23 protein-coding genes are annotated in these 25996 nt (G+C 67.0%); 5 read left to right on the top strand and 18 right to left on the bottom strand.

The annotated features are described in order from the left end of the window. Positions 1-73 precede the first annotated feature (73 nt). From BMZ17_RS04375 to BMZ17_RS04345, 7 genes are all read right to left on the bottom strand, one after another. Positions 74-874, bottom strand: coding sequence for a dienelactone hydrolase family protein (locus BMZ17_RS04375; protein ID WP_093136462.1), 801 nt, complete (start codon positions 872-874; stop codon positions 74-76). Between the two features lie 134 nt (positions 875-1008). Beyond that, positions 1009-1977, bottom strand: coding sequence for a protein translocase subunit SecF (gene secF / locus BMZ17_RS04370; protein WP_093136460.1), 969 nt, complete (start codon positions 1975-1977; stop codon positions 1009-1011). Between the two features lie 21 nt (positions 1978-1998). Beyond that, positions 1999-3885, bottom strand: coding sequence for a protein translocase subunit SecD (gene secD / locus BMZ17_RS04365; protein ID WP_093136458.1), 1887 nt, complete (start codon positions 3883-3885; stop codon positions 1999-2001). A gap of 140 nt (positions 3886-4025) precedes the next feature. Beyond that, positions 4026-4373 carry a preprotein translocase subunit YajC gene (yajC, locus tag BMZ17_RS04360; RefSeq protein WP_093136456.1) on the bottom strand — a complete coding sequence of 116 codons (348 nt, stop codon included), beginning with the start codon at positions 4371-4373 and terminating at the stop codon, positions 4026-4028. Positions 4374-4542: 169 nt separating this feature from the next. Continuing rightward, the gene (gene tgt, locus BMZ17_RS04355; RefSeq protein ID WP_093136454.1) at positions 4543-5685 is read right to left on the bottom strand and encodes a tRNA guanosine(34) transglycosylase Tgt; all 1143 of its coding nucleotides are present in this window, start codon (positions 5683-5685) and stop codon (positions 4543-4545) included. After that, positions 5682-6728 carry a tRNA preQ1(34) S-adenosylmethionine ribosyltransferase-isomerase QueA gene (gene queA, locus BMZ17_RS04350; protein ID WP_175485473.1) on the bottom strand — a complete coding sequence of 349 codons (1047 nt, stop codon included), beginning with the start codon at positions 6726-6728 and terminating at the stop codon, positions 5682-5684. Before queA ends, tgt begins: the two co-directional genes overlap by 4 nt. Before the next feature lie 168 nt (positions 6729-6896). After that, on the bottom strand, positions 6897-7328 hold the full coding sequence (locus tag BMZ17_RS04345; protein ID WP_093136448.1) for an Lrp/AsnC family transcriptional regulator: 432 nt from the start codon (positions 7326-7328) through the stop codon (positions 6897-6899). A gap of 170 nt (positions 7329-7498) precedes the next feature. Between BMZ17_RS04345 and BMZ17_RS04340 the strand changes: the two genes are divergently transcribed. Then, a complete protein-coding gene (locus BMZ17_RS04340) occupies positions 7499-8995 on the top strand; it encodes an aminotransferase class III-fold pyridoxal phosphate-dependent enzyme (protein WP_093136443.1) in 1497 nt (498 codons plus the stop codon). Between the two features lie 70 nt (positions 8996-9065). On the opposite strand, the gene BMZ17_RS04335 is transcribed toward BMZ17_RS04340, so the two are convergent. The 5 genes from BMZ17_RS04335 to BMZ17_RS04315 form a co-directional block, all read right to left on the bottom strand. Continuing rightward, the gene (locus tag BMZ17_RS04335; RefSeq protein ID WP_093138032.1) at positions 9066-9773 is read right to left on the bottom strand and encodes a glycosyltransferase family 32 protein; all 708 of its coding nucleotides are present in this window, start codon (positions 9771-9773) and stop codon (positions 9066-9068) included. Positions 9774-9857: 84 nt separating this feature from the next. Next, positions 9858-10472 (bottom strand): inorganic diphosphatase, encoded by a 615-nt coding sequence (locus tag BMZ17_RS04330; protein WP_093136441.1) that lies wholly within the window; start codon positions 10470-10472, stop codon positions 9858-9860. A gap of 197 nt (positions 10473-10669) precedes the next feature. Continuing rightward, positions 10670-12025 carry a purple acid phosphatase family protein gene (locus BMZ17_RS04325; protein WP_093136438.1) on the bottom strand — a complete coding sequence of 452 codons (1356 nt, stop codon included), beginning with the start codon at positions 12023-12025 and terminating at the stop codon, positions 10670-10672. Positions 12026-12063: 38 nt separating this feature from the next. Further along, positions 12064-13236: a phytase gene (locus tag BMZ17_RS04320; RefSeq protein WP_254775181.1), complete on the bottom strand. Its 1173-nt coding sequence runs from the start codon at positions 13234-13236 to the stop codon at positions 12064-12066. Further along, entirely contained in the window at positions 13236-15818 is a 2583-nt protein-coding gene (locus BMZ17_RS04315; protein WP_175485472.1) for a TonB-dependent receptor, read from the bottom strand. Before BMZ17_RS04315 ends, BMZ17_RS04320 begins: the two co-directional genes overlap by 1 nt. A gap of 209 nt (positions 15819-16027) precedes the next feature. On the opposite strand from BMZ17_RS04315, the gene upp reads away from it, so the two are divergent. Beyond that, entirely contained in the window at positions 16028-16660 is a 633-nt protein-coding gene (gene upp / locus BMZ17_RS04310) for a uracil phosphoribosyltransferase (RefSeq protein WP_093136429.1), read from the top strand. Positions 16661-16887: 227 nt separating this feature from the next. Further along, positions 16888-17181 carry a PsiF family protein gene (locus BMZ17_RS04305; protein ID WP_093136426.1) on the top strand — a complete coding sequence of 98 codons (294 nt, stop codon included), beginning with the start codon at positions 16888-16890 and terminating at the stop codon, positions 17179-17181. A 101-nt stretch (positions 17182-17282) separates the two neighbouring features. Here the strand turns inward: BMZ17_RS04305 and BMZ17_RS04300 are convergent, their stop codons facing one another. The 6 genes from BMZ17_RS04300 to rsmD all read right to left on the bottom strand — a co-directional run bounded on the left by BMZ17_RS04300 (position 17283) and on the right by rsmD (position 22202). Next, the gene (locus BMZ17_RS04300; protein ID WP_093136423.1) at positions 17283-18176 is read right to left on the bottom strand and encodes an MBL fold metallo-hydrolase; all 894 of its coding nucleotides are present in this window, start codon (positions 18174-18176) and stop codon (positions 17283-17285) included. A gap of 118 nt (positions 18177-18294) precedes the next feature. Further along, entirely contained in the window at positions 18295-20019 is a 1725-nt protein-coding gene (ggt, locus tag BMZ17_RS04295; RefSeq protein ID WP_254775232.1) for a gamma-glutamyltransferase, read from the bottom strand. A gap of 44 nt (positions 20020-20063) precedes the next feature. After that, positions 20064-20312: a YfhL family 4Fe-4S dicluster ferredoxin gene (locus tag BMZ17_RS04290; RefSeq protein ID WP_093136419.1), complete on the bottom strand. Its 249-nt coding sequence runs from the start codon at positions 20310-20312 to the stop codon at positions 20064-20066. Between the two features lie 212 nt (positions 20313-20524). Further along, positions 20525-21025 carry a hypothetical protein gene (locus BMZ17_RS04285; protein ID WP_093136405.1) on the bottom strand — a complete coding sequence of 167 codons (501 nt, stop codon included), beginning with the start codon at positions 21023-21025 and terminating at the stop codon, positions 20525-20527. 56 nt (positions 21026-21081) lie between these two features. Beyond that, positions 21082-21582, bottom strand: a complete 501-nt coding sequence (coaD, locus tag BMZ17_RS04280) for a pantetheine-phosphate adenylyltransferase (protein WP_093136401.1) — start codon at positions 21580-21582, stop codon at positions 21082-21084. Continuing rightward, positions 21579-22202, bottom strand: a complete 624-nt coding sequence (gene rsmD, locus BMZ17_RS04275; protein ID WP_093136397.1) for a 16S rRNA (guanine(966)-N(2))-methyltransferase RsmD — start codon at positions 22200-22202, stop codon at positions 21579-21581. Before rsmD ends, coaD begins: the two co-directional genes overlap by 4 nt. A 224-nt stretch (positions 22203-22426) precedes the next feature. On the opposite strand from rsmD, the gene htpG reads away from it, so the two are divergent. Together htpG and ftsY are read left to right on the top strand one after the other, a co-directional pair. After that, positions 22427-24337: a molecular chaperone HtpG gene (gene htpG / locus BMZ17_RS04270; RefSeq protein WP_093136394.1), complete on the top strand. Its 1911-nt coding sequence runs from the start codon at positions 22427-22429 to the stop codon at positions 24335-24337. A gap of 200 nt (positions 24338-24537) precedes the next feature. Then, on the top strand, positions 24538-25968 hold the full coding sequence (ftsY, locus tag BMZ17_RS04265; RefSeq protein WP_093136391.1) for a signal recognition particle-docking protein FtsY: 1431 nt from the start codon (positions 24538-24540) through the stop codon (positions 25966-25968). The last annotated feature ends 28 nt before the right edge of the window (positions 25969-25996 follow it).

Here is a 25996-nt window from a genome sequence, read left to right as displayed (position 1 = left end):
GTTTCGCCGCCAACGCATTGCCCTTCATCTCATGACCTGAAGCGGGCGCCTGATCCCCGGCGCCGCCAAGCCCTCAAGGCTTGGCAAACACCTCTGCGAAGAAATCCCCCAGCATCCGGTAGGCACGCTTGGCCGCGCGCGGGTCGTACTTGCAGCCGGGCGCATTGGCGCCGGGAATCGCAAAGCAGTGCACCGCGCCGCTGAAGTCGACGAACTGCCAATCCGCACCGGCCGCATCCATCTCCTTGCGGAAATCGGCGATCACCCGCGCCGGCACGTAGCTGTCGGCCGCACCGTTGAGCACCAGCAGCGGCGTCTTCGCCGAACCCGGCTTGGCCGGCGTGCTGCCGGGCTCCAGGCCGCCGTGCAGCGTGACCACGCCCGCCAGCGTGTCGCCGGCGCGCACCAGCTCCAGCACCGTGGTGCCGCCGAAGCAGAAGCCAAACGCGCCGATGCGCGTGGCGTCCAGCGGAGCGCTGCCGGCCTGCGCCTTCAATACCTCGACCGCTTTTTCGACACGGCTGCGCAGCGCCGGGCGATCGTCCTTCAGGCCGCCGGCCAGCTTGCCGGCTTCCTGCGTGTCCTTGGGCCGCACGCCGGTGCCGTACACGTCGGTGACGAGCACCACGTAGTCGTCGCCGGCCACCTGTTTGGCACGGTCGATGGCCGCGTCGGTCACGCCCATCCAGTCCGGCACCATCACCAGGCCCGGGCGCTTGGCCGGGCCGGCGTCGTCGTAGACAAGAAAGCCGGAGAAGCCCTGGCTGCCGACCTTCCACTGCACCGGCTTGACCACCTCTTTCGCCGCTGCGGGCAGCGCGCACACCGCGATCAACAGCGCGAGCGTGGCGCCCATCTTCGTCAACCTGCGCATGCCCTGCTCCTTTATGACCCGTTGGAATGCGGCCGAGTGTAAGCCTGCCTCGCGGCCTGGGATGCGAATGCACACAAACGAAAAGGCCGCGCTTGCGGCGCGGCCTTTTGCTGTGACTGAAGCGGAACGACGTCTTACGGACGACGCGCCAGCGCCTCGATGTCCTTGGCCTTGGGCAGCAGGTCCTGCTTGCTGACCGCGAACGGCCCGATGCTCAGCATCGGCACCGCGACGATCACCGAGGACACCACCACGATCACCGCGCCGACCATGTGCGTTTCGGCCAGGCCTTCCATCGAGCGACCGCCGAACAGGTACAGGGCGAGCGCCGACAGGAAGAACATCACCGCGGTGATGATCGTGCGCGACAGGGTCTGGTTGATCGAGCGGTTGAGCACTTCCAGCGGCTCCACGCGCAGGCTGCGGAAGTTTTCGCGGACACGGTCGAACACCACGATGATGTCGTTGATCGCAAAGCCCATCACCGACAGCAGGCCGGCCAGCACGGTCAGGTCGAACTCGCGACCCAGCAGCGACATGTAGGCCACGGTGAGGATCAGGTCGAAGAACGCCGTGATCGACGCCACCACCGCGAACTTCCACTCGAAGCGGAACGCGATGTAGATCAGGAAGCCGACCAGCATGAAGATCGTCGCGTAGACGCCGTTCATGGCCAGGTCCTTGCCGACCTGCGGGCCGACGAATTCGCCGGGCTGCACGGTGGCCGGGTTGGCGTCGGTGGTCACGACCTTGCGCACGTCCTCGGCCATGGTGCGGCCGGCGTTCTCGTCGTTGTTGTGCTCGCCATGCGGCTGCAGGCGCACCATCACGTCATTGGCGCTGCCCACGTTCTGCACCTGGGCGTTGTCGAAGCCGCCCTGGTCCAGCTTGGCGCGTAGCTGGTCCACGTCGACCGGCTTTTCGAAGTGCGCGCGCACCACGGTGCCGCCGGTGAATTCCAGCGCGTAGTTGAAGCCCTTCAGGCCGATGATCGCGAACGAGGCGAGCAGCAGGATCACCATCAGCGCCAGCACCGGTTTGCGCGGGCGCATGAAGTCGATCTTGGTGTCGTTCGGGATGAGATGCAGCGGGAACAGTTTCATGGATGAATTCTCTCGGCCCGATCAAATAGCAACGGAGTTGAGCTTCTTGCGACGCCCGTAGATAAGCGTGGCCAGTGCGCGCGACACCGTGATCGCGGTGAACATCGAGGCGAAGATGCCGATGATCATGGTCAGCGCGAAGCCCTTGAGCGGGCCGGTGCCGAAGGCGAACAGCGCGATGCCCACGATCAGGCCGGTCAGATTGGCGTCCAGGATGGTGCCGCCGGCCTTCTCGTAACCGGCGGAGATCGCCGACTTGGGCGGCATGCCGTGGCGCAACTCTTCGCGGATACGCTCGTTGATCAGCACGTTGGCGTCCACCGACAGGCCCACCGACAGCGCCAGGCCGGCGAAGCCCGGCAGGGTCATCGTCGCGCCGAACAGCGACATCACCGCCACCACGATCAGCAGGTTGAACAGCAGCGCCACCGAGGTGATCGCGCCGAACACGCGGTAGTAGATGGTGAAGAACACCAGGGTGAACAGGAACGAGTACACCACGGCCTTGATGCCGCGCTCGACGTTCTCCGCACCCAGGCTCGGGCCGATCACGTATTCCTCGACGAAGCCCATCGGCGCGGCCAGCGAGCCGGCGCGCAGCAGCTTGGCCAAGTTGTCGGCCTCGTCCTTGCTCAAACCAGTCGTCTGGAAGTTCTTACCGAAGGGGCTGTTAACGGTTGAAGGTGCAAGCGATTCCTCGCTCACGCGCACGCTGCGCACTTCCTTGCCATCGACCATCTTCACTTCGGGGATGCGCTCGATGTAGACCACCGCCATGCGCTTGCCGACGTTGGCGCTGGTGAACTCAAACATGCGCTGGCCGGCGACGTTGTTCAGGGTGATGTCCACGGCCGGCTGGCCGTTCTGATCGACGCTGGACACCGCATTGACCATCTGCTCGCCCGAGGCCAGCACGCGCTTGTTGAGCAGCACCGGCGCGCCGACATCGCGCAGGGTGTAGAGCTTGGCTTCCGGCGGGACATTACCGGTGCGCTGGGCTTCCAGCGCGTCGCCATCGACCACGGCGCGGAACTCGATCGTCGCGGTGGCGCCGATCAGGCGCTTGGCCGCTGCCGTGTCCTGCACGCCCGGCAGCTCGACCACGATGCGGTCGGCGCCCTGCTGCTGGATGACCGGCTCGGCCACGCCCAGGGCGTTGATGCGGTTGCGCAGCGTCGCGATGTTCTGCTGGATCGCGTCACCCGAGATCCGGGCCAGTTCACTTTCCGGCAGACCAATCGTGATGCGGTTGCCCTGCACGTCGTAGGTCAGCGGCGAAGCGCCGACCAGCGCACCGCTGGCGGTGCCGTTGGCCGGGGCCAGTGCGGCGGCCAGCGCGTTGCGCGCCGCGCCCACGTCCTGGCCCTGGGCGATATTGACCAGGATGGTGTTGTTGGGGCCACGCAGCACCGAGTCGGTGCGCATCTTGGCGTCGCGCAGGGTCACGCGGGCGTCTTCGACGAAGGCTTCCACGCGCTTGTCCAGCGCCGCCTTCTGGTCCACCTGCAGGGTGAAGTGCACGCCGCCCTGCAGGTCCAGGCCGCGGACCATCGGCTTGGCGCCCAGGTTGGACAGCCACTGCGGCACGGTCGAGGCCAGGTTGAGCGCGACGGTGTAGTTCTCGCCCAGCGACTCACGCAGCACGTCATTGGCCTTGGTCTGCGCGTCCGGCGAGGACAAACGCACCAGCAGGTCGCCGTTGCGGTTCTCCAGCTGCTTGGGCACCACCTGCACGGTGTTCAGCGCCGCGGTGACCTTCTGGCGCAGCGCGTCGTCGATGGTCGCGCCGCGGCTGGCGGTGATCTGGACCGAAGGGTCCTGCGGATAGATGTTGGGCAGCGCGTACACCGCACTGAACACCAGCACCAGCAGGATCAGGACATATTTCCAGCGGGGAAACTCAAGCATTGCTTAGCACCCGCGCACCTGCATCCCCAGGCGCGCTCTACGTGATGGGACTTCGGGTTGGCCTTGGCCTTCTTGCCGCGGCGCCCGGAGTGAAACGAACGACGGACCGCGCAGGCGGTCCGTCGGATACAGCGAAACGTTTAGACGGCGGACTTCAGCGTGCCCTTGGGCAGCACGTTGCCGACCGCGCCCTTCTGCACGCGGACCTTGACGCCATCGGCCACTTCCACGGTGATGAAGTTGTCGCCGATGTCGGCCACGGTGCCGGCGATGCCGCCGGAGGTGATGACCTCATCGCCGCGCGAGAGCTTGTCCAGGAGCGACTTGTGCTCCTTCTGGCGCTTCATCTGCGGGCGGATCATCACGAAGTACATCACCGCGATCAGCACGATCGGGAAGATCAGCATGCTCAGGCCGCCACCCTGGGCGGGAGCGGCGCCGGCAGCTTGGGCGTGGGCGGCGGGGATCAGGAAATCGAGCACGTTCATGTATCTGGGTCCATTGGTGGGCCGAAAGCAGCCGCGAATTATGCCACGGGGTCGCGCAGGCGTGGCTTGGGGCCGCGCCGACGATCAAATCCTGGATTTCCCCGCATCCTGCCGTCTTCCGACCGCCTTCAGCGGCAAAGGTTCCGTTGCGCATGCGGTGACAATCCAGTCACGCCGGGACGGCCATCCCGCGTGCGGCGTAGAAGTCGGCGCGGAACGCCTGGAACCGGCCCTGCTCGATCGCCGCGCGCATCTGCGCCATCAGCGACTGGTAGTACCAGAGGTTGTGCAGGGTGCCGAGCATCGGGCCGAGCATTTCGTTGCAGCGGTCCAGGTGGCGCAAATAGCTGCGGGTGAAGCCATTGCGGCAGGCGTAGCAGCCGCAGCCCGGCTCGATCGGGTCCATGTCCTGCTCATACTTGCTGTTGCGGATGCGCACCGTGCCGAAGCCGGTGAAGTAATGCCCGTTGCGCGCATTGCGCGTGGGCATCACGCAATCGAACATGTCCACGCCGCGCGCCACGCCTTCGACCAGGTCTTCGGGGCGGCCCACGCCCATCAGGTAGCGCGGCTTGTCGGTGGGCAGCTGCGGGTGCAGGTGTTCGAGCATGGCGTTGCGCTCGTGCTCGGTCTCGCCCACCGCCAGCCCGCCGATCGCGTAGCCGTCGAAGCCGATGTCCTGCAGCCCGTCGGCCGAGCGGCTGCGCAGGTCGTGGTGGACGCCGCCCTGGACGATGCCGAACAGCGCCGCATCGTTGCCCAGTGCGTCGTGCGCCTCGCGCGAGCGCTTGGCCCAGCGCAGCGACAGTTCCATCGACTTGTCCACGACCTGCTTGGCGACCGGCTGGCCATCCACGTTCACCGGCGGGCACTCGTCGAAGATCATCACGATGTCCGAGTCGAGCACGTGCTGGATCTTCATGCTCTCCTCGGGGCCGAGGAACACCTTGGCGCCGTCGGTCGGCGAGGCGAAGGTCACGCCTTGCTCGGTGATCTTGCGGCGATGAGCCAGCGAGAACACCTGGAAGCCGCCCGAGTCGGTAAGGATCGGCTTGTCCCAGCGCGCGAAGCCGTGCAGGCCGCCGTGCTTGCCGATCACGTCCAGGCCCGGGCGCAGGTACAAGTGGAAGGTATTGCCCAGGATGATCTCGGCGCCGAGGTCCTTGATGTGCTCGGGCAGGATGCCCTTGACCGAGCCATAGGTGCCCACCGGCATGAACGCCGGGGTCTGGATCGTGCCGCGCGGGAAGGTCAGCTGGCCACGACGCGCACTGCCGTCGGTGGTGTTCAGCGCAAAGGACATGCGGCTCATGCGGTGGTTTCCGCGTGGGCCTGCGGGAACAGCAGCATCGCGTCACCGTAGGAGAAGAACCGGTAGCGCCGGTCCACGGCGTGCTGATACGCCTCCAGGATGCGCGCCTTGCCGGCGAAGGCCGAGACCAGCATCAGCAGCGTGCTTTCCGGCAGGTGGAAGTTGGTGACCAGCGCATCGACGCTGCGGATGCGATAGCCGGGGAAAATGAAGATGCGGGTCTCGCCGGCGAACGGCTGCAGCTCGCCGTCGCGCATCGCGCTCTCCAGCGCGCGCACGACCGTGGTGCCCACCGCGACCACGCGGCCACCGGCAGCGCGGGTGCGGCGGATCTGCTGGATCAGCTCAGGCCCGACGTTGAGCCATTCGCTATGCATGCGGTGTTCGCGCACGTCGTCCACGCGCATCGCCTGGAAGGTGCCGGCGCCCACGTGCAGGGTCACATGGCCGAACTGCACGCCCTGCGCCTTGAGCTGTTCCAGCAGCGGCTGGTCGAAATGCAGGCCAGCCGTCGGCGCAGCGACCGCCCCCAGCTCGCGCGCGAACACGGTCTGGTAGCGCTCGTCGTCGTCCTGGCCCGGCTCGCGGGTGATGTACGGCGGCAGCGGCATGCGCCCGGCCTTGAGCAGCCAGCTGTCCAGCGCATCGTCCACGTCGAAGCGCAGCTCATAGAACTCGCCTTCGCGGCCCAGCACCTCGCAGCTGCCGCCGGCATCCAGCGCGATGCGGCCGCCGGGCTTGGGCGACTTGCTGGCGCCGATCTGGGCGTGGGCACGGTTATCCGGCAGCAGGCGCTCGATCAGGATCTCGACCCGGCCGCCGGTGTCCTTCTGGCCGAACAACCGCGCCGGGATCACCCGGGTGTCGTTGAACACCAGCAGGTCGCCCGCGCGCAGCTGGCTCGGCAGATCGCGCACATGCAGGTCGATCATGGCCGCCGCGTCCGGCGGCACCACCAACAGGCGGCTGGCCGAACGCTCGGGCAGCGGCGCCTGGGCGATCAGCTCGGGCGGCAGGTCGTAGTGGAAATCGGACTTCTTCAAGGCGGCGGCGCAAGCAAGGGAGCCGCATATTGTAGGCGGTGCGGGCCGGGGCTGTTCCGGCTGGCGGGTTGCGGGGAACCCCGTCGTCCTTGTGGGAGCCGCTTCAGCGGCGATGGCGCTTTACCGGGGAAGCCCATCGCCGCTGAAGCGGCTCCCACAAAGCCACTGCTAGCGCTCGAACTTGGTCGACAAAATGATCGACGAGGTGGTGCGCTCGACGCCTTCGATCACGCCAATCTGGTCGGTCAGCACGTCCATATCGCCCACGGTGGGCACCGCGCCGATGGCGATCAGGTCGTAGGCGCCGCTGACCGAATGCAGCACCCGCACCTCGGGCATGCCGCGCAGCGCCTTGGTCACGGCCAGCATCTGCTTGGGCCGCACGGTGATCATGATATGGGCGCGGATGTGGCCGTGCTCGACCTCGTCGGCCAGGCGCACGGTGTAGCCACTGATCACGCCCTGCCGTTCCAGGCGCTCGATCCGGCTCTGCACGGTGGTGCGCGACAGGCCCAGCTTGCGGGCGATATCAGCGATGGAGGCCCGCGCGTTCTCGCGCAGGACCGAAAGCAGCAGCTGATCTGCGGCCGAGACCTTCATTTCCACCAACCTCATCGTCGTTTTGCCGAAATCTACCATGCGATTGAGCGGATCGGCCCTGCCAAACGACGAGTCGCTTTCCCGATAATGGGCTGCGCCCGGCGTTCCGTGGCGTCGCCGCCACCGTGCGTGCCAGCCCAATGCCCGTTGTTTTTTCGAAGGAGACCGCCATGTCCGTGACCGCCCCCCTCGCCCCGCTGCGCGCCCGCGCCGGCGCCCGCCAGACCACCGGCCTGGACGATGCCACCGTCACGCGCCTGGCCGTCGGCCATCCGGACCTGGTCCAGGCCATCGCCGCGGCTTCGGCGCAGTTCGCCGAACTGCAGGCCGAATTTGCCGAGCTGCTGGACCTGGACGAAGCCCAGCAGGTGCACGCGCTGCAGGCCGGCTACGTCAACTTCTACGCCGATGACGCCATCAACCCCTACGTCGCCCTGGCCGCCTGCGGCCCGTGGCTGGTGACGCTGAAGGGCGCGGTGCTGTTCGACGCCGGCGGCTACGGGATGATCGGCTTCGGCCACACGCCGCAGTCAGTGCTGGAAGCGATGGCCAAGCCGCAGGCGATGGCCAACATCATGACCCCCAGCCTGTCGCAGCTGCGCTTCGAGCGCGTCCTGCGCGCCGAGATCGGCCACACGCGTGGCGGCTGCCCGTTCACCAAATTCCTGTGCCTGAACTCCGGCTCCGAGTCGGTCGGCCTGGCCACGCGCATCGCCGACGTCAACACCAAGCTGATGACCGACCCGGGCGCGCGCCATGCAGGCCGCACGATCAAGCGCGTGGTGGTCAAGGGCAGCTTCCACGGCCGCACCGACCGTCCGGGCCTGTATTCGGACTCCTCGCGCAAGGCCTACCAGCAGCATCTGGCCAGCTACCGCGGCGAGGATTCGGTGATCGCCGTGGCCCCGTACGACGAGGCCGCGCTGCGCAAGGTCTTCGCCGATGCGCAAGACAAGGGCTGGTTCATCGAGGCGATCTTCCTGGAGCCGGTCATGGGCGAAGGCGACCCGGGCCGCTCGCTGCCTCCGGCCTTCTACGCCGCCGCGCGCGAACTCACCCGCGCCCACGGCAGCCTGCTGCTGGTCGACTCCATCCAGGCCGGCCTGCGCGCGCACGGCGTGCTGTCGGTGGTCGATTACCCGGGCTTCGAAGGCCTGGACGCGCCGGACATGGAGACCTATTCCAAGGCGCTCAACGCCGCCCAGTACCCGCTGTCGGTGCTGGCCGTGACCGATCACGCCGCACAGCTGTACCGCAAGGGCATCTACGGCAACACCATGACCAGCAACCCGCGTGCACTGGACGTGGCCTGCGCCACCCTGGCCCTGCTCACTCCGGCCGTGCGCGCCAACATCCGCACCCGTGGCGCGCAGGCCGTGGCCAAGCTGGAAAAGCTCAAGAGCGAACTCGGCGGCCTGATCACCAACGTGCAGGGCACCGGCCTGCTGTTCTCGTGCGAACTGGCGCCGCAGTTCAAGTGCTATGGCGCCGGCTCGACCGAGGAATGGCTGCGCGAGCGCGGCCTCAACGTGATCCACGGCGGCGCCAACTCGCTGCGCTTCACCCCGCACTTCAACCTGGACGAGGCCGAGCTGGACCTGCTGGTGTCGATGGTCGGCCAGGCCCTGCGCGAAGGTCCGCGCCAGGCCCAGGCCGCCGCGGCCTGATCCGAACGTCGCAACGGAATGCGAAAGGCCCGCGCAAGCGGGCCTTCTTTTTGCCGCGATGCGGTGTGACTCAGATCGGCGCAGCCGTCAGCTTGCGACGCAGGAAGTTGGTGACCGCCCGGCGCGGTGTCTTGCCACGCCACGAGGCCCAGCACAGGTGCGAACCCACCGCCTCCTTGCCGCCCAGATGACCCAGCCCGAACCAGGTCCGGTCCGGGTGGAAATGATCGCGCGGCGGGAAATGCAGGTCGCGATAGCGCCAGGCATTGGCCAGGTAGAAATCGGTCATGCCCGAGGGCCCGGACACATGCGGGATGCGCCGGTGATCGGTCAGCGTTTCCGGTGCGTGCTGGGTGAACACGTGCTCGATGAAGTCGCCCCAGAACGGATGCCCGGCTTCCGAGCCCAGCACCGCATTGCCGATCTTGAAATCGGCGCTGCCCGGGCGCCCCTCCTCCACCGGCAGCACGCAAGGCTGGACCAGCAGCGTGCGGTCCAGGTTGCGCAGCAGCTTGTAGTCGGTGTCGAAATAGAACCCGCCGTATGCGTGCAGATAGGCGCAACGGGCGATATCGGCCTTGAGCACGCCGAACTGGATGGCGTCGTAGCGGTCGGCGAACTGCGGGAAGGTCGAGCGGATCAGCGCGGCGTTGTCCGCATCATCCCAGAGAAAGCCTTCCCAGCCATGCAGCAGCCGGTGCAGGCGCGCGCGCACCCGGCGTTCTTCCCATTGCAGTTGCTTGGTCGGGGCGGTGAGGTGGAACACGGCGGGAATCATCAAAGCGTCCATGGCGGCGGGAGTGTCGTCCTCCCACCGCAATCAACGTGATGCACGTCACATACCGGCCGCCGATTTAGCGCCTCAGGGCGCCTTCTTGGCGCCGAAGCGCGAGACCGCCGTGCCGATCAGGGCCTTGGCCTCGGCCGCATCGCCCCAGCCGTTCAACTCGACGGTGTTGCGCCCGGCTGGCAGGTCCTTGTAGATGCGGAAGAACGCCTCGATGCGCTGCTTCTCGATTTCCGGCAGGTCGGCCAGGGCGCGGATATTGGCGTAGGTCGGGTCGATCTTGTCGGTCGGCACGCCGATGATCTTCTCGTCGTGCTCGCCCTTGTCGATCATGCGCAGCACGCCGATCGGGCGGAAGTTGATCAGCACGCCCGGATGCAGCGGCTCGCGGGTCAGCACCAGCGCGTCCAGCGGATCGCCGTCGCCGGCCAGGGTGCTGGGCATCGAGCCGTAGTTGGCCGGGTACGCGACCGGCATTGACTGGAAGCGGTCGACGAAGATCAGGCCGTCCTCATTGGTCTCGTACTTGGTGAAGCTGCCGGCCGGGATTTCGACCAGCACGGTGGCTTCTTCCGGCGATTTCTTGGGCTGCGGCGCGTGCAGCGGGTTGCGGATGAAGTCGGCGGCGCCGACCAGGGTTGGTGCGGCGGCAAGCGCCAGGGCGGCGCAGAAGGCAAAACGGAGGCGCATGGCGGTTCCTTTGGAGCGAATTTGGAGACAGTGGTGTTGCGAAGCGAAGGGATGGTGTGGGAGCCGCTCGACGTGGCCTCGGGCCATCAGCGGCGATGGGGCTTTACCTCAAACCTGAAAGCCTCATCGCCGCTGAAGCGGCCCCCACAACAACGCGAGAAGTTCGGGCCCGGGGCACTCGCCCCAAGCCCATCACCTCATTCCCAGCAGCGGTCCTCGCGCCCCTTGGGCGAGACCGACCGCGCGCAATCGCGCGGGGCGATACGGCCTTCGGCGTGTTCGACCACGCGCTTGTCGCCATTGGCGTCGCGGACCAGGTCGAACTTGTCGTACAGGCGGCCGGTGGCGGTGCGCGATTCGTAGGTCAGTTTTTGCGCGTCCAGGTGCAGCACCTGGTAGAGCTGGGTGTCCTCGCCGACCGGCTTCATGGTCTTGCGCGCGTAGTCGGACAGGCGGTATTGCTTCGGCCCCGCGACCGAGACGATGAACACCGGGGTGATGGTGTTGTCGGCATCGCCGCGACGGCCGTAGGTGTGGTCGTGGCCCTGCAGCACCAGATCGACCTTGTGCTTGCGGATCACCGGCAGCACCTGCTCGACCAGCTTGACGTTGTCGCGCTCGGCGCGCGGCGAATAGAACGGCTGATGGATCAGCACGATCGACCACGGCCGCGTGTTCTCCGACAGCACCTTGTCCAGCCACTTCGCTTGCGCTTCACCGGTACCCAGGTCCAGTGCCGATGTGCCGTCGATCACCGCCACGCGCACGTTCTGGTAATCGAACCAGTAGGTGGTCTTGGCCGTTTCCGACGGGCCGTTCTTCGGCAGGGCGAAGGTCACTGGCCAATGGTTGCCCAGCACGCGGTGTTCCTGCGGGGTGTCCTCGAACTCCTCGCGGTACTCGTGGTTGCCCGGCGCCGGCGCGATCGCCGTGCCCTGCAGCATCCAGTTGCCCGCTTCGAACCACTCGGCCCACTCGCTGTCGTCCTGGCCATCGCCACCGCTGACCAGGTCACCGGCAAACAACGCAAGACGCGCATCGGGCGTGGTGCGCCAGGCCTGGCGGATCACGCGCGAAACCAGGCTCAAGTTCTTGTTCTGCGTATCGCCGAAGTACAGCAGGGTCAGCGGCGTATCGGCACTGGCGGCGGTGCGGAAGTGATTCCACGCCCCCCAGGTGTCCTTGCCCTGCACGCGGTAGGCATACAACGTATCGGGCTTGAGGCCATCGACGTCCACGCGATGGTGGTGCGAGACACCGTTTTCGCTCTGCAACGGCGTGGTCGTCGCACGCAGCACGCGCGGCGTGCCGACATCGGGCGAATCGCCGGCCAACACCAGCTCCAGCACCGGCTGCGAGACGCTGGCGTCGGTGCGCCAGGCCACGGCGAACGCCGTCGCCGCATCCTGCCCCGGCGAAGCGACGATGCGGTCCGGAAATCCGGTGGCCGCATAGTGCGTGCTACCCATCGGCACCTGGGTGTTGGGCTCTGCTTTGCCTGCCTTGTCCTTGGCTGACGCGATGCCCGCGCCGGCAAAGCCGGCGACGAGCATCAGGGTGAGGGCTGTCGTCCGTGACCGTGCGGCCGCGATCAACGTTTGCACTCCGGCAGCTTCAGCGCGCTGGCGATGTCGCGCCAGTCGAACGCCGCCACGGCCTGGTCATCATGCAGCGCGTAGAACACGCCCTGCGGGAAACGCGCGTCGCCGTGCGCATCCATCCACACGCCATCGGTGTTGGCTGTGACCTTGCCGGCGAACGCGCCGACCGGCTGCAGCGTCTTGCGGTCGAACACCTGGAACACGCTGCGGTCCTTGAACTGGTCCGTGCCGATCCAGTAGCCGCTGCCATCGGTGCAGGCCAGCAGCGCGATGCCTTCGGCCTGGGCCTTGTACAGGTCCGCGCCAACATCGCGGCCGCGGTATTGACCATCGGCCAGGCCGTACTCGCGCAAACGCGTGCCGGTGGCCATGTCTTCCTCGGCCAGCATCAGGCGATCGTTGTCGGCATCGCCGTACACCGATTCGGCGATGCGGATCGCACCGGCTTCGCTGGTGTCGCCGAAGGTCTGGGCCAGCGTGGCGGTCCAGGCATCGCCCGCCTTGGTCAGCTGGTAGCGGCGGAAACGCTGGTTCAAGTCGGCCAGCGGCGGCACGGTTTCCTCATCCGCACCCAGCATGTAGTTGTCGCTGACGATGACCTCGATGCCGCCGTCCTTTTCATGCGCCCACAGGCCGTAGGGCTTCTTCAGGTCGTCGGCGCCGAACACGGCCGCGGACTTGAAGTCCGGCAGCGAGAATGCCTGCACGCGATGGTTGTCGCGCTCGACCACCAACGCGAGATTGCCCACCACCGCGATGCCATTGGGACGATCCATCTGCCCCGGCGCGGCGCCCTTGCCGCCGACCGTGCGCAGGCGCTGGCCGGTGTCGCCGTCGAACACCACCAGCTCGCCGGACTTCTTGGCGGTGGTGATGACCCAGCGCTGGCCATCGGGCGTGATCCAGCTGGCCGGCGAATCCAGGTTGTCTTCCGGCGTGGACGCGGTGACAAAGGTTTCCGCCACCACCTGATGGGCCACGTTGGACGTGGCCAGCATCGGATCGCCCTTGCCCGCCTCGTCCGGCTCGCGGTCCGCATTGGTGGCTACGGCGGCAGGTGCGGAAGGCGCAGGCGCCGGTTCGGCCGGCTTGTTGCAGCCAGCCAGGACCAGGCATGCCAACCCGAGCGCGGCGGCGCCGCGCGTCATCGGAGCGGCGCGCATTACAGCTTCACCTTGATGCCGGCGGCGTAGGTGCGGCCGTATTCCTCGTACTGCTGGGTGTGCGCGCTGTCGCCCTGGTAACGCTCCAGCGGCTTGTCCAGCAGGTTGGACGCGTCGAAGTACAGCTCGACGTTGTTGGTGATCTGGTAGCTCAGGCCGAAGTCCAGCTGGGTGTTGGGCGCCACGTAGATGTCGTAGGCCTTGCCGTCACCCAGCTCGTCCAGGTACTCGCTGCGATACACCGCCGACACGCGCACCGACAGGCCAGCCTTCTCATAGCCCAGGTAGCCGCTGTAGACGTGCTTAGAAGCACGCGGCAGGTCGAAGCTGTCGCTGGCGCGATCTTCAATGCCCGGATCGAAATCGGTATCCAGCCAGGTGCCGCTGGCGCCGACCAGCAGGCCGTTCCAGCCCGCGGGCAGGAAGTCCAGGTTCTGCTGGTAGTTGAACTCCGCGCCCATCACCTTGGCCTTGTCGCCGTTGATGGCACTGGTCACGTCGTAACCGGCGTAGTCCGGATTGTTGTTGCTCACCGTGTCGACGATGTAGCCATCGATCCACTTGCGGAACACGCCCAGCGAGACGATGCCGCTCTCACCCAGGTACTTCTCGAACGAGAAGTCCAGGTTGGTCGACTCGTAGGGATCCAGGTTCGGATTGCCCAGTTCGACTTCTTCGTCGTCATTGTTGATCGTCGCGTGCGGCGCGATCTGGCCGAAGCCCGGACGCGAGACGGTCTTGTTCAGCGCGGCGCGCAGCGCCCAGCCATCGCCGCCATCCCAGCGCACGTGCAGGCCCGGCAGGACGTTGGTGTAGCTGCTGTGCGCCTTGATCTGGGTGACGCTGAAGGTCTCGTCGTCTTCGACGTCGATGCTGTTGCCGGTGGCGGAGAAGCTGGTGTTTTCCGCACGCACGCCGGCGATCACGCGCAGCGCACCGATATCCCAGGTGCCCATCATGTACGCGGCCAGGATGTCTTCCTTGGCGGCGTAGTCCTCGGCCAGCGCGGCGATGGCATTGGTCGCGGTGTCGCCTTCATCGGCGCTGTACTCGCTGCCGAACTGGTTCCAGTAATCGCGCATGGCCGAGGAGCTCAGCGCCTGGCCCAGGCTGTTGTGGCGATGCGAAGGCGGCGACACGGTCCAGTCGGCCAGGTCGATGTCCGGGCCTTCGGACAGCTCGGTCTCGTTCTTGTCGACGTTGCGGTCGCGGAAGCGGCCCAGCAGGCCCATCTTGTAGCTGGAGTTCTCGCCGTCGAAGCGCACGTTGACCTTGGCGCTGAATTCCTTGTCGTCGGTCTTGCCCGGCGACAGCACGAACTTGTTGAACGCGTAGTTGTCGTTGGCTTCCCAGCTGTCGTTGGAGAAGTCGATGTCCGGCATGCCGGTGTTCTGGTCGATGGTCGCGGTCAGGCCGCGGCGCACGCTGCTGGCCAGCTTGAAGCGCGCTTCCATCTCGTCATTCACGCGCTCCTCGGTCTTGCTGTAGCCGACCTGGTAGTCGAGGACCGTATCGGGCAGGCGGTTCTCGCCGCCGAAGCTCACCGCCTCGGCGTTCTGCTTCTTGGTGCGATAGCGCACGCGCTTGCCCAGATCATCCACCGGCGCCGAGTAGGTGCCGTCGCCATTGGCAACCACGTCGCCGGCGTCGAAATCGATGACGGTGTTCTGCCGGGTTTCGGCGTCCTGGTAGTCGCTGTACAGCGTGCGCAGGTAGTACTTGCTGTCTTCGTTGGGATGCCAGTCGAGGTTGAGGTTGGCACCGATGCGCTTGCGCTCGACGTAATACTTGCGGCGCTGCTGCTGGATCATGAACATGTCGCCGTTGTCGAGTTCGTCGTACTCGCCTTCGGTGTTGTCCGACTCGAACTTGCGGTCCTGGTAGTTGATGCCGAAGGCCACGCCGAAGGTGTTGTCGGCGAACAGGTCGCTGTAGTTGAACGAGCCCTTCGGGCTGGTGTTGCCGCTCAGGTCCTGGTGGTTGGCTTCGACCTTGGCGCGGATGCTGCGGCCGTCGCGATCGAAGGCCGAAGCCGATTCGATCTCGATCGCGCCGCCGATGGAATCGCCCGGCATGTCCGGGGTCGGCGACTTCACGACCTTCAGACGCTCGGTCGATTCGGACGGGATCAGGTCCAGCGGCGTGGAACGGTTGTCGCTTTCCGGCGTGCCGATCGACAGGCCATCGACGGTGACGCTGTTGAGCGCCGCGTCCAGGCCGCGCACGACCACGTAGCGGCCTTCGCCCTGGTCGCGGGTGACGCTCACGCCCGGCAGGCGCGAGACCGACTCGGCCACGTTCTGGTCCGGATAGTCGCCCACGTCATCGGCGGCGACCGCATCGAGGATCGCGTTGGAATCGCGCTTCAGGTCGATCGCGCGCACCTGCGCTTCCAGCTGCGGGCGCACCACCAGCCGATCCAGCGTGGTCGCATCCGGCGCTGCCGCGGCAGCCGCTGTGGATCCTTCCGCGATGCTGACGTTGTTGGCCGCGACGTCGATGTCGGCAGCAAAGGCAGGCGAGGCAACCATCACGGCCAGTGTCATGGACACGGCAGTGGCAAGGCGGTGGCGATTCAACACGGTGCAGCTTCCCCAGACATGTAAAGAATGGGTCGGCACGGTATTTCCGGAAGGTTTCTTCCCCGTTACACATCGCTCAAACTGACAGTGCGGTCATTTTTTCGTTGCGATCCTGCGGCCAGGCTGGCGAGGACGCGTCAGATCTGCGGTTTGCGCCGCCGCCGCCCGCAGCACATCCTTGTCGATCCCCACCCGTAGATCGCACCCCCATGAAGACCGTCGAAGTCCGCCATCCCCTGGTCCGTCACAAGATCGGCCTGCTGCGCGATGCATCCCTGAGCACCAAGGGCTTCCGCGAGCTGGTGACCGAGCTGGGCACGCTGCTGGCCTACGAGGCCACCGCCGACCTGCACACCGAAACCGAGACCATGCAGGGCTGGGCCGGCCCGGTGGAGGTGCAGAAGATCGCCGGCGCCAAAATCACCCTGGTGCCGATCCTGCGCGCGGGCCTGGGCATGCTGCCCGGCGTGCTGGCGCTGATCCCGGCTGCGCGCGTGAGCGTGGTCGGCCTGCAGCGCGACGAGGAAACCCTGCAGCCGGTGCCCTACTTCGAGCGCCTGACCGGCCGCCTGGAGGAGCGCGACGCGCTGATCCTGGACCCGATGCTGGCCACCGGCGGCACCCTGATCGCCACCATCGACATGCTCAAGCGCGCCGGCGCGCGGCGAATCAAGGGCATCTTCCTGGTCGCCGCGCCCGAAGGGCTCAAGGCGCTCGAAGCCGCGCACCCGGATGTCGAGGTCTACACCGCCGCCATCGACGAGCGCCTCAACGAGAAGGGCTACATCCTGCCCGGCCTGGGCGATGCCGGCGACCGGATCTTCGGCACGCGCGTGGGCTGAAGCACTGCAGCGTTTGGCAGTGGCTGCTACCTGTGGGAGCTGTTGAATGTGGGAGCTGCTTCAGCAGCGATGAGGCCTTCCCTGTAAAGCCTCATCGCCACTGAGGGGGCTTCCCAACGGCCTCCGACGGGCGATGGGCCCCATGTCGCATCGCTGCCATGCAACGGCACTGGGCGCAGGCGTAGGATCCGCCCTGCCCCCACCCATCCGTTACGGAGCGTCCTGCCATGACCCGTTCGATCCTGATCGTCTGCCTGGTGCTGGCCAGCGTCACCAGCTTCAGCGCCGCGGCCCAGTCCAGTTCGCAGACCCGCATGGCCGAGTGTTCGGCCAAGAACAAGGGCAAGACCGGCGACGACTACAAGGCCGCGCAGAAGGCCTGCCTGAGCGCCAAGCCGGCGGCCGCCACCGCCAGCACCCCGCAGGAACGCATGAAGACCTGCAACGCCGATGCGGCCACCAAGAAGCTCAGCGGCGACGCGCGCAAGACCTTCATGTCGAGCTGCCTCAAGAAGTCCTGAGGCTTAAAGCACTTTTCTGACATCCATGTGGGAGCTGCTTCAGCAGCGATGAGGCTTGATCGACAAAGCCTCATCGCCACTGAAGCGGCTCCCACAGTTTTCTAAGCGGCCAACGGCTGCGCGACCAGCACAGCGACTTCATCCGCCGTCCCGAAGCGCCCCTTCTCATCACGCGTCACCGTCGCCAGCGCGCAGTCGGTGTCGTGGGTGAAGAACAGCCGCACCTCGCGCGCCAGCGCGTCCTCCAGGAACGCGCGCTTCTCGTCGATCAGCAGCTCGGCATTGCGGTCGTAACCCATCGTGATCGGCACGTGCACCCAGAAGCGCCCGGGAATCAGGTCGGCACAGAACGCCACGCCACCCTGCGTGGCGCCATCAGCCACTTCGACCGGCCCGACGATCTCGGCCAGCATCAGCCCGGGCGTATGGCCATCGCTGAAGGTGAAGCGCACCGCCTCGCCCAGCGCCTGCGAATGTTCGCCCTCGACGATTTCAAGCCGGCCGCTGGCTTCCAGCAGGTCCGGCAATCCGGGAATGAAACTCGCCCGATCGCGCGGATGCGGCACCTTGGCACGCGCCCAATGCTGCGCGCCGACCACAAAGGTCGCGTTGGGAAACAGCAGGCGCGGCGACTGGCCTTCGGCCCACGGCGCCAGCAGCCCGCCGGCGTGATCGAAATGCAGGTGGCTCAGCACCACCACATCGATGTCCTCGTGCGAGAAGCCGGCCTGCGCCAGCGAGTCCAGCAGCACGTGGTCGGATTCGACCACGCCGTAGCGCTCGCGCAGCTTAGGTTCGAAGAACGCGCCGATGCCGGTTTCGAACAGCACCGTCTTGCCGTTGACCGGCGTGGCCAGCAGCGCGCGGCAGGCCAGGTCGATGCGGTTCTGCGCATCCGGCGGCGCCCAGCGCGCCCACAGCGCGCGCGGCGCATTGCCGAACATCGCTCCGCCATCGAGCTTCTGCGAATTGCCGGTGATGGACCAGAGTTGCATGCGTGGCCTCCTCCCAAAGGTCAGGCCGCCATGATGCGCGCCTGCGCCGCGCAAGCCCAGCCATGAAAAAGGCGACGCAGATGCGTCGCCTTTTTCGGTGTTGCGTGGCAGCCCTGCCTTACGGCGTGCTGGGCAGCACTTCGGCCGCGCCCACTTCGTTGCGCGGGTCGCTGCCACCACTGAGCGTGTTGGTCTTCTTGTCCCATTCCACGGTCTGCAGGTTGCCCCACACGTGGCTGGAACCACGACCGCCTTCGGCCGTGTTGCCCGGTAGCTTGAGCTTGTGACCCATCTCGGCCAGGCCGCGCGCGGTGGCGTCGTCGAAGGTGCCGCTTTCGGCTTCGATCAGGTCCGGCAGCCACTGGTGGTGATAGCGCGGCAGCGCGGCAACCTGCTGCGCGGTCAGGCCATCGTCGTAGCCCAGGATGCCCAGCAGCACCATGGTGATGATGCGGCTGCCGCCCGGCGTGCCCAGCACCACGGCCTTGTCGGCGCTGTCCATGAAGGTGGGCGACATCGAGCTGAGCGGACGCTTGCCCGGCTTGGGCGCGTTGGCCTCGTAGCCCATCACGCCGAAGGAGTTAGGCGTACCCGGCTTCAGCGCGAAGTCGTCCATCTCATCGTTGAGCAACACGCCGGTGCCCTTCGGGATGAGCCCCGAGCCGTACAGCAGGTTGACCGTCTGGGTGGCGCCGACCCGATTGCCTTCGGCATCGATGATCGAGAAGTGCGTGGTCTCGTCGTCTTCCAGCGGGGTCGGATTACCCGACAGCAGGTCGCTCGGCGTGGCCTTTTCCGGGTTGATGGTCGAGCGCAGGCCCAGCGCGTAATCCTTGCTCAGCAGCACCTTCTGCGGAATGGTGGTGAAGTCAGGATCGCCCAGGAAAAAGGTGCGGTCGCGGTAGGCGCGGCGCATGGCTTCCACCACAAGGTGCGTGCGGTGCACCGGATCCATGTTCTTGAGGTCGTAGCCTTCCAGGATCTGCAGCATCTCGGCCAGCGCGATGCCACCGGAAGACGGCGGCGGCACGGTGGTGATCTTCCAGCCTTTGTAGTCGAACTCGATCGGGGCGCGTTCCTTGACCTGGTAGTTGGCCAGCTCCTCGGCGGTCCACGCACCGCCGGCGGCCTTGACGCCAGCCAGCAGCTTCTTGGCGGTGGCACCCTTGTAGAAGCCGTCGCGGCCCTTCTCAGCCAGCAGGGTCAGGGTGTGGGCCAGCTCGGGCTGCTTGAACAGGTCGCCGGTCTGGATCGGCTTGCCGTTGCGCAGGTAGACCTCGCGCGTACCCGGGTACTTCTCCATCTCGCTCGCCCGCTGGGCGTAGCCCTTGGACATGCGGTCATAGACCGGGAAGCCCTCGGTGGCGATCTTGATCGCCGGGGCCAGCGACTGCTTGAGCGGCAGCTTGCCGTGCTTGGTCGCCAGCTCCACCAGCGCGGCCGGCAGGCCGGGAATGCCGGCCGACCACGGGCCGTTGATCGACTTGGCCGGGTCCAGCTTGCCGTCCTTGTCCAGGTATTTGTCGGGCGAGGCCGATTCGGGCGCGTACTCGCGCGCGTCCAGCATCACGTCCTTGCCGGTCTTGGCATCGTGCAGCAGGAAGAACCCGCCGCCGCCCAGGCCCGAGCTGATCGGCTCGACCACGCCCAGCGTGGAGGACACCGCGACCGCGGCGTCGAACGCATTGCCGCCTTCGCGGATGATCTGCAGGCCGGCCTCGGTGGCCAGCTTGTGCCCGGAGGCGATGGCCGCGCCGGGCGGATGCGCGGCCGGGGCCGCGGTGGACGCCTGCTGCGCACTGGCAGCGGCCGGTAGAACAACCGTCAGGGCGACGGCAATCACGCTAAAAAATTTCACGCACTCTCCAAGATAAGGGCCGGGCGGCTTCAACCGCCCTGCAGGCGCTGGAGCTTGGCCAGCAGGTCCTCCCGGCTCTCAGGATACGCCGGGTCCGGGTCGATGCACTCAACTGGACAGACGACCACACATTGCGCTTCGTCATAGTGGCCGACACATTCGGTGCAACGTGCCGGATCGATGACATAAATGTCTTCGCCCATCGAGATCGCCTGGTTGGGACAGGCCGGCTCGCAGACGTCGCAGTTGACGCACAGGGAGTTGATCTTCAGCGACATGGGAACGGGAACATCGGGAAAAGTACCTGGACAGGATGGGGAACGCCGCGCGCGCAGGCAAGCCGGGCCGGTGGAACGCAAAAACCCCAGCCGGGTGATGGCTGGGGTTTTGGCTTGGCGCTACTGGCAACCGCAACGGCGCTAGATCCCCGCTTTCGCGGGGATGACGTTGCGACAAAGGCGCAGCCGCGAAGCGGCTGCGCGTCGCAGCGTCACTTGGCTTCGACGAACACGTAGTCGGCGTTGGTCGGCTCGATCGCGGCCTTGATGCGGTCGTTGTCGGCAGCGGCGCCGACGAACAGCACGCGTGCGCCCTTGAACGAACCCGGTGCGGCCTTGGCGAACGAAGCGACGATCAGGTCACCCATCTTGGCGCTGGCCGGCGAACCGAAGGCCACCATGTTGCCGGAGGTCACACCGCGCTGGACGGCGTTGCCGACCTGCTCGGCCAGACGGTCGTACTTGCCCTGGAAGTCGGCATCGGTCTCGGCCGGCAGGTAGTACATGATCGGCGCGTTGGCGATCGTGCCCATGTTGCGCGGCACGACGTCGGAGAGGTACTTCTTCCACGCGGCGTCATCGGTGCCCGTCGGCGCGGTCATGGCGGCGGCTTCGGCCGGCTGCGCGGTGGCCTCTTCCTTCTTGCAGGCGGCCAGGGACACGATGGACATGCCCAGGCAGGCGGCCAGGAGCAGGCGGTTGGTGGACTTCATGGGTGCAGCCTCCGGTTGGATCTTTCAGGTCGTTGAGTGGTGGGGGAAAACGGGAGTCAGGTCGCCGCGTCGCGCGCTTCCTGCAGCGCCTTGGCCACCGAGGCCGGCACGAAGCCGGAGACGTCGCCGCCCAGGCGCGCGATCTCGCGCACCAGGGTCGAGGAGATGAAGCCGAACTGCTCGGCCGGGGTCATGAACAGCGTTTCCACGTCGGGAATCAGGTGCCGGTTCATGCTGGCCATCTGGAATTCGTACTCGAAGTCGGACACCGCGCGCAGGCCGCGCAGCAGCACCCGGCCGCCCACCTTGTGGACGAAATCGGCCAGCAGGCTGTCAAAGCCGGTGACTTCCACGTGCTTGTGGTGGGCGACGGCCTCGCGGGCCAGGGCCACGCGCTTCTCGATCGGCAGCGCCGGGCCTTTCTTCTGGCTGGCGGCCACGCCGATGACGATGCGCTCGAACAACGGCGCGGCGCGGTCGATCAGGTCCAGGTGACCGTTGGTGATCGGATCGAAGGTGCCCGGATAGACCGCGGTCCGGATGGGCGACACGCTCATTCAGGAAGTACCGTCGAAAGTTCGCCGTTCAGTGTAGCAGCGGGCGGTGGTTGGGACGCGCGGGCCAAGGCGTAGCGCACCTCGCGGGTGCTGCCCTCGCGGTGCAGGACGAATCCCGGCGGCAGCGCCGGCGCCTGGTCGTGCGGGGATTCAATGTAGAGCCACGCGCCCGGCGCCAGCAGCCGTGGAAGCCGCGCCAGCACGGCATCCCACAGGCCGGCGGCGAACGGCGGATCGACGAAGGCGATGTCGAACGCGGCGGCCGGCTGCTGCTCCAGCCAGGCCAGTGCATCGGCCTGGGCGACCTTGGCCTGGTCGGCGGCTTTCAACCTTGTCACCACCTCGCCCAGCTGGCGGGCCAGACCGGGATCGCGCTCGACCAGCACCGCGCTGGCCGCGCCGCGCGACAGCGCCTCCAGCCCCAGCGCGCCGGTGCCGGCGAACAGGTCCAGCACGCGCGCGCCGGCCAATTCGCCGGTCAGCCAGTTGAACAGGGTCTCGCGGACCCGGTCGCTGCTGGGACGCAGGCCGGGCAACGTGGGCACGGCCAAGCGCGTGTTGCGCCAGCGGCCGCCGACGATGCGGACCTGGCCGAGTGCTGGCGGCGCCTTGCCTTTCATGCGGCGCCGATCCGGCGTGCGGCCATGTAAATCAGGCTTCGGATCGGGGCAGGACGCTGGCGCAACGGGCATTCCGGGGCAGTTCGGCGGGCCGCGATGATAGCCCGCCGCGCCCGATGATCTGCGGCGCGCGCCTTGAAAATCGCTCCCACGGCCCGCACCCGTGCTGCCGTGGCGCCACGTGCGCCGACCTTTTTCGCCTTCGACGCAGGAGTAGCAACACGATGACGACCGAAACCCACAAGGAAACGCGGGGCTTCCAGACCGAGGTCAAGCAGCTGCTGCAGCTGATGATCCACTCGCTGTATTCCAACAAGGAGATCTTCCTGCGCGAGCTGGTGTCCAACGCCGCCGACGCCGCCGACAAGCTGCGCTTCGAGGCGCTGACCGACGCCAGCCTGCTGGAAGGCGACGGCAGCGACCTGCGCATCCGCATTTCCTTCGACACCGCCGCCAGAACCGTCACCATCGACGACAACGGCATCGGCATGAGCCGCGACGAGGCCATCGCCCACCTGGGCACGATCGCCAAGTCCGGCACGGCCGACTTCCTCAAGCACCTGTCCGGCGACCAGAAAAAGGACGCGAACCTCATTGGCCAGTTCGGCGTGGGCTTCTACAGCGCCTTCATCGTCGCCGACCAGGTGGACGTGTATTCGCGCCGCGCCGGCCTGCCGGCGTCCGAGGGCGTGCACTGGTCGTCCAAGGGCGAAGGCGACTTCGAAGTGGCCACCGTCGACAAGGCCCAGCGCGGCACCACGATCGTCCTGCACCTGAAAGAGGACGAAGCCAGCTTCGCCGACGGCTGGCGCCTGCGCGGCATCGTCAAGAAGTATTCCGACCACATCGCCCTGCCCGTCGAGCTGCTGAAAGATGTGCCCGCTCCGGCCGAAGGCGAAGCGCCGGCCGCGCCCGAGTGGGAAACCGTCAACCGCGCCAGCGCGCTGTGGACCCGTTCAAAATCCGAAGTGAAGGACGAGGAATACCAGGAGTTCTACAAGCACATCGCCCATGACCACGCCGATGCGCTGGCCTGGAGCCACAACAAGGTCGAAGGCAAGCTGGAGTACACCTCGCTGCTGTACGCGCCTGCGCGTGCGCCGTTCGACCTGTACCACCGCGATGCAGCCAAGGGCCTGAAGCTGTACGTGCAGCGCGTCTACATCATGGACCAGGCTGATCAGTTCCTGCCGCTGTACCTGCGTTTCATCAAAGGCGTGGTGGATTCCTCCGACCTGCCGCTCAACGTCTCGCGCGAGATCCTGCAGAAGGGCCCGGTCATCGATTCGATGAAGTCGGCGCTGAGCAAGCGTGCGCTGGACATGCTGGAGAAGCTGGCCAAGGACAAGCCCGCCGAATACGCCACGTTCTGGAAGGAATTCGGCCAGGTGCTCAAGGAAGGCCCGTCCGAGGACTACGCCAACCGCGAGAAGATCGCCGGCCTGCTGCGCTTTGCCTCCACCACATCCGGCAGCGACGCGCAGGACGTCGGCCTGGCCGATTACGTCGCGCGCATGATCGAAGGCCAGGACAAGCTGTACTACCTCACCGGCGAGAGCTACGCGCAGGTCAAGGACAGCCCGCATCTGGAGGTGTTCCGCAAGAAGGGCATCGAGGTGCTGCTGCTCACCGACCGCATCGATGAGTGGCTGATGCAGTACCTGACCGAGTTCGACGGCAAGTCCTTCGTCGATGTGGCCCGCGGCGACCTGGACCTGGGCGCACTGGAAACCGAGGACGACAAGAAGGCGCAGACCGAAGCGGCCAAGGACAAGGAAAAGCTGGTCGCGCGCCTGAAGGATGCGCTGGGCGAGGACGTCTCCGAGGTGCGCGTGTCGCACCGCCTGACCGATTCGCCGGCGATCCTGGCCATCGGCGAAGGCGACATGGGCCTGCAGATGCGCCAGCTGCTGGAAGCCAGCGGCCAGAAGGTGCCCGACGCCAAGCCGGTGTTCGAGTTCAACCCGGCCCATCCGCTGATCGAGCGCCTGGACGCCGAGGCCGACGAGGACCGTTTCGGCGACCTCTCGCACATCCTGTTCGACCAGGCCGCGCTGGCCGCTGGCGACAGCCTCAAGGACCCGGCCGGCTACGTGCGCCGCCTCAACAAGCTGCTGCTGGATCTGGCGCGCTGAGGCCCCAAGGCTCCCCACTTCAAGGAGGAGCTGCGCTGGTTTGAGCCCCTCTCCCCCGGGAGAGGGGTTGGGGTGAGGGTTCGGCGCAGACGCTGAAGTTCCCGCCCGCGCATTACCCCAGACCTTTTAGTCCACACCGGGCGTTCCAGACCCCGGTGTTAGCATTTCCGCTCTTTTCTGCCCCCATTCCAAGGCTGCACATGGTCAGTTTTTTCCGTCGCAAGAAGCCCGAGGACGCGTCGTCCAGCCAGGACGGCAGCACCCGGCGCTACAGCGTGGAGGAGCTGGCCGCGGCCTTCCCGGACGCACGTCCGGCCGCACCGCAGGCCGACGACGCCGCTGCTGCGATCGAGCAGGCCCGCCAGGCTCTGCCGGCCGAAACCGCACCGCCGCCGCAGACGCCGGACACCCAGACCTTCGCCCCGGCCAACGACAGCCAGCCTGACTTCGTGGTCCCGGCGCCCTCACCGCAACGCGCGGAGCCGGCGCCCGTGCCGGCCACGCCGGTGGCGACCGAACCGCAGCCTGTGCCGGTCGTATCCGCACCTGCACCAACACCGCAGCCGGCGGCGGTCGCACCTGTCGTGGCCGCACCTGTCGTGGCCGCGCCTGTGGTGGCGCCCCCCGTGCAGGCTCCGGTTCCCGCCCCGGTGATCGAATCGGCGCCCGCCCCCAGCTACGCCACCACCGAGAAGCCGGCCGCGCCGGCCGGCAAGCCGGGCTGGCGCGAGCGCCTGCGCGGCAGCGTGTTCGCCAAGAGTTTCGGCGGCCTGTTCTCGCGCAACCCCAAGCTCGATGACGACCTGCTGGACGAAATCGAAACCGCGTTGATCACCGCCGATGTCGGCGTCGGCGCGACCACCGCGCTGGTCGAGTCCCTGCGCAAGCGCATGAAGGCGCGCGAGTTCGCCGATGCGCAGGCCCTGCTACAGGCGTTGCGCGCCGAGCTGATCGCCATCCTCAAGCCGGTCGCCGTGCCGCTGGTCATCGACCGCGACGCCCAGCCCTTCGTGGTGCTGACCGTGGGCGTCAACGGCGTCGGCAAGACCACCACCATCGGCAAGCTGGCCAAGCGCTTCAAGGACGACGGCTACAGCCTGATGCTGGCCGCCGGCGACACCTTCCGCGCCGCCGCCGTGGCCCAGCTGCAGGCCTGGGGCGAGCGCAACGGCGTGACCGTCGTGGCCCAGGGGCAAAACGCCGATGCGGCCTCGGTCGCCTTCGACGCGTTGCAGGCCGGCAAGGCGCGCGGCACCCAGGTCCTGATCGCTGACACTGCCGGCCGCCTGCACACCCAGACCGGCCTGATGAACGAGCTGGGCAAGATCCGCCGCGTATTGGGCAAGGTCGATGCAAGCGCCCCGCACGAGGTGCTGATGGTCATCGACGGCACCACCGGCCAGAACGCGCTCTCACAGCTGCGCCAGTTCCATGCCGCGGTCGGCGTCACCGGCCTGGTGGTGACCAAGCTGGACGGCACCGCCAAGGGCGGCGTGGTGTTCGCGCTGGCGCGTGAGTTCGGCATTCCGATCCGCTACGCCGGCATCGGCGAGCGCCCGGAAGACCTGCGCGTGTTCGACGCCGAAGCCTTTGTCGACGCGCTGCTGCCGGAAGCGCTGGGCGCCGTTTGACGCCTGGCGCCTGAAGCCCCTCTCCCCG

It is taken from the genome of Pseudoxanthomonas sp. GM95 (assembly GCF_900109775.1).
GTDB lineage: Bacteria > Pseudomonadota > Gammaproteobacteria > Xanthomonadales > Xanthomonadaceae > Pseudoxanthomonas_A.
Note: the sequence above shows the minus strand (reverse complement) of the source record. Positions and strands in the feature narration are given on the sequence as shown.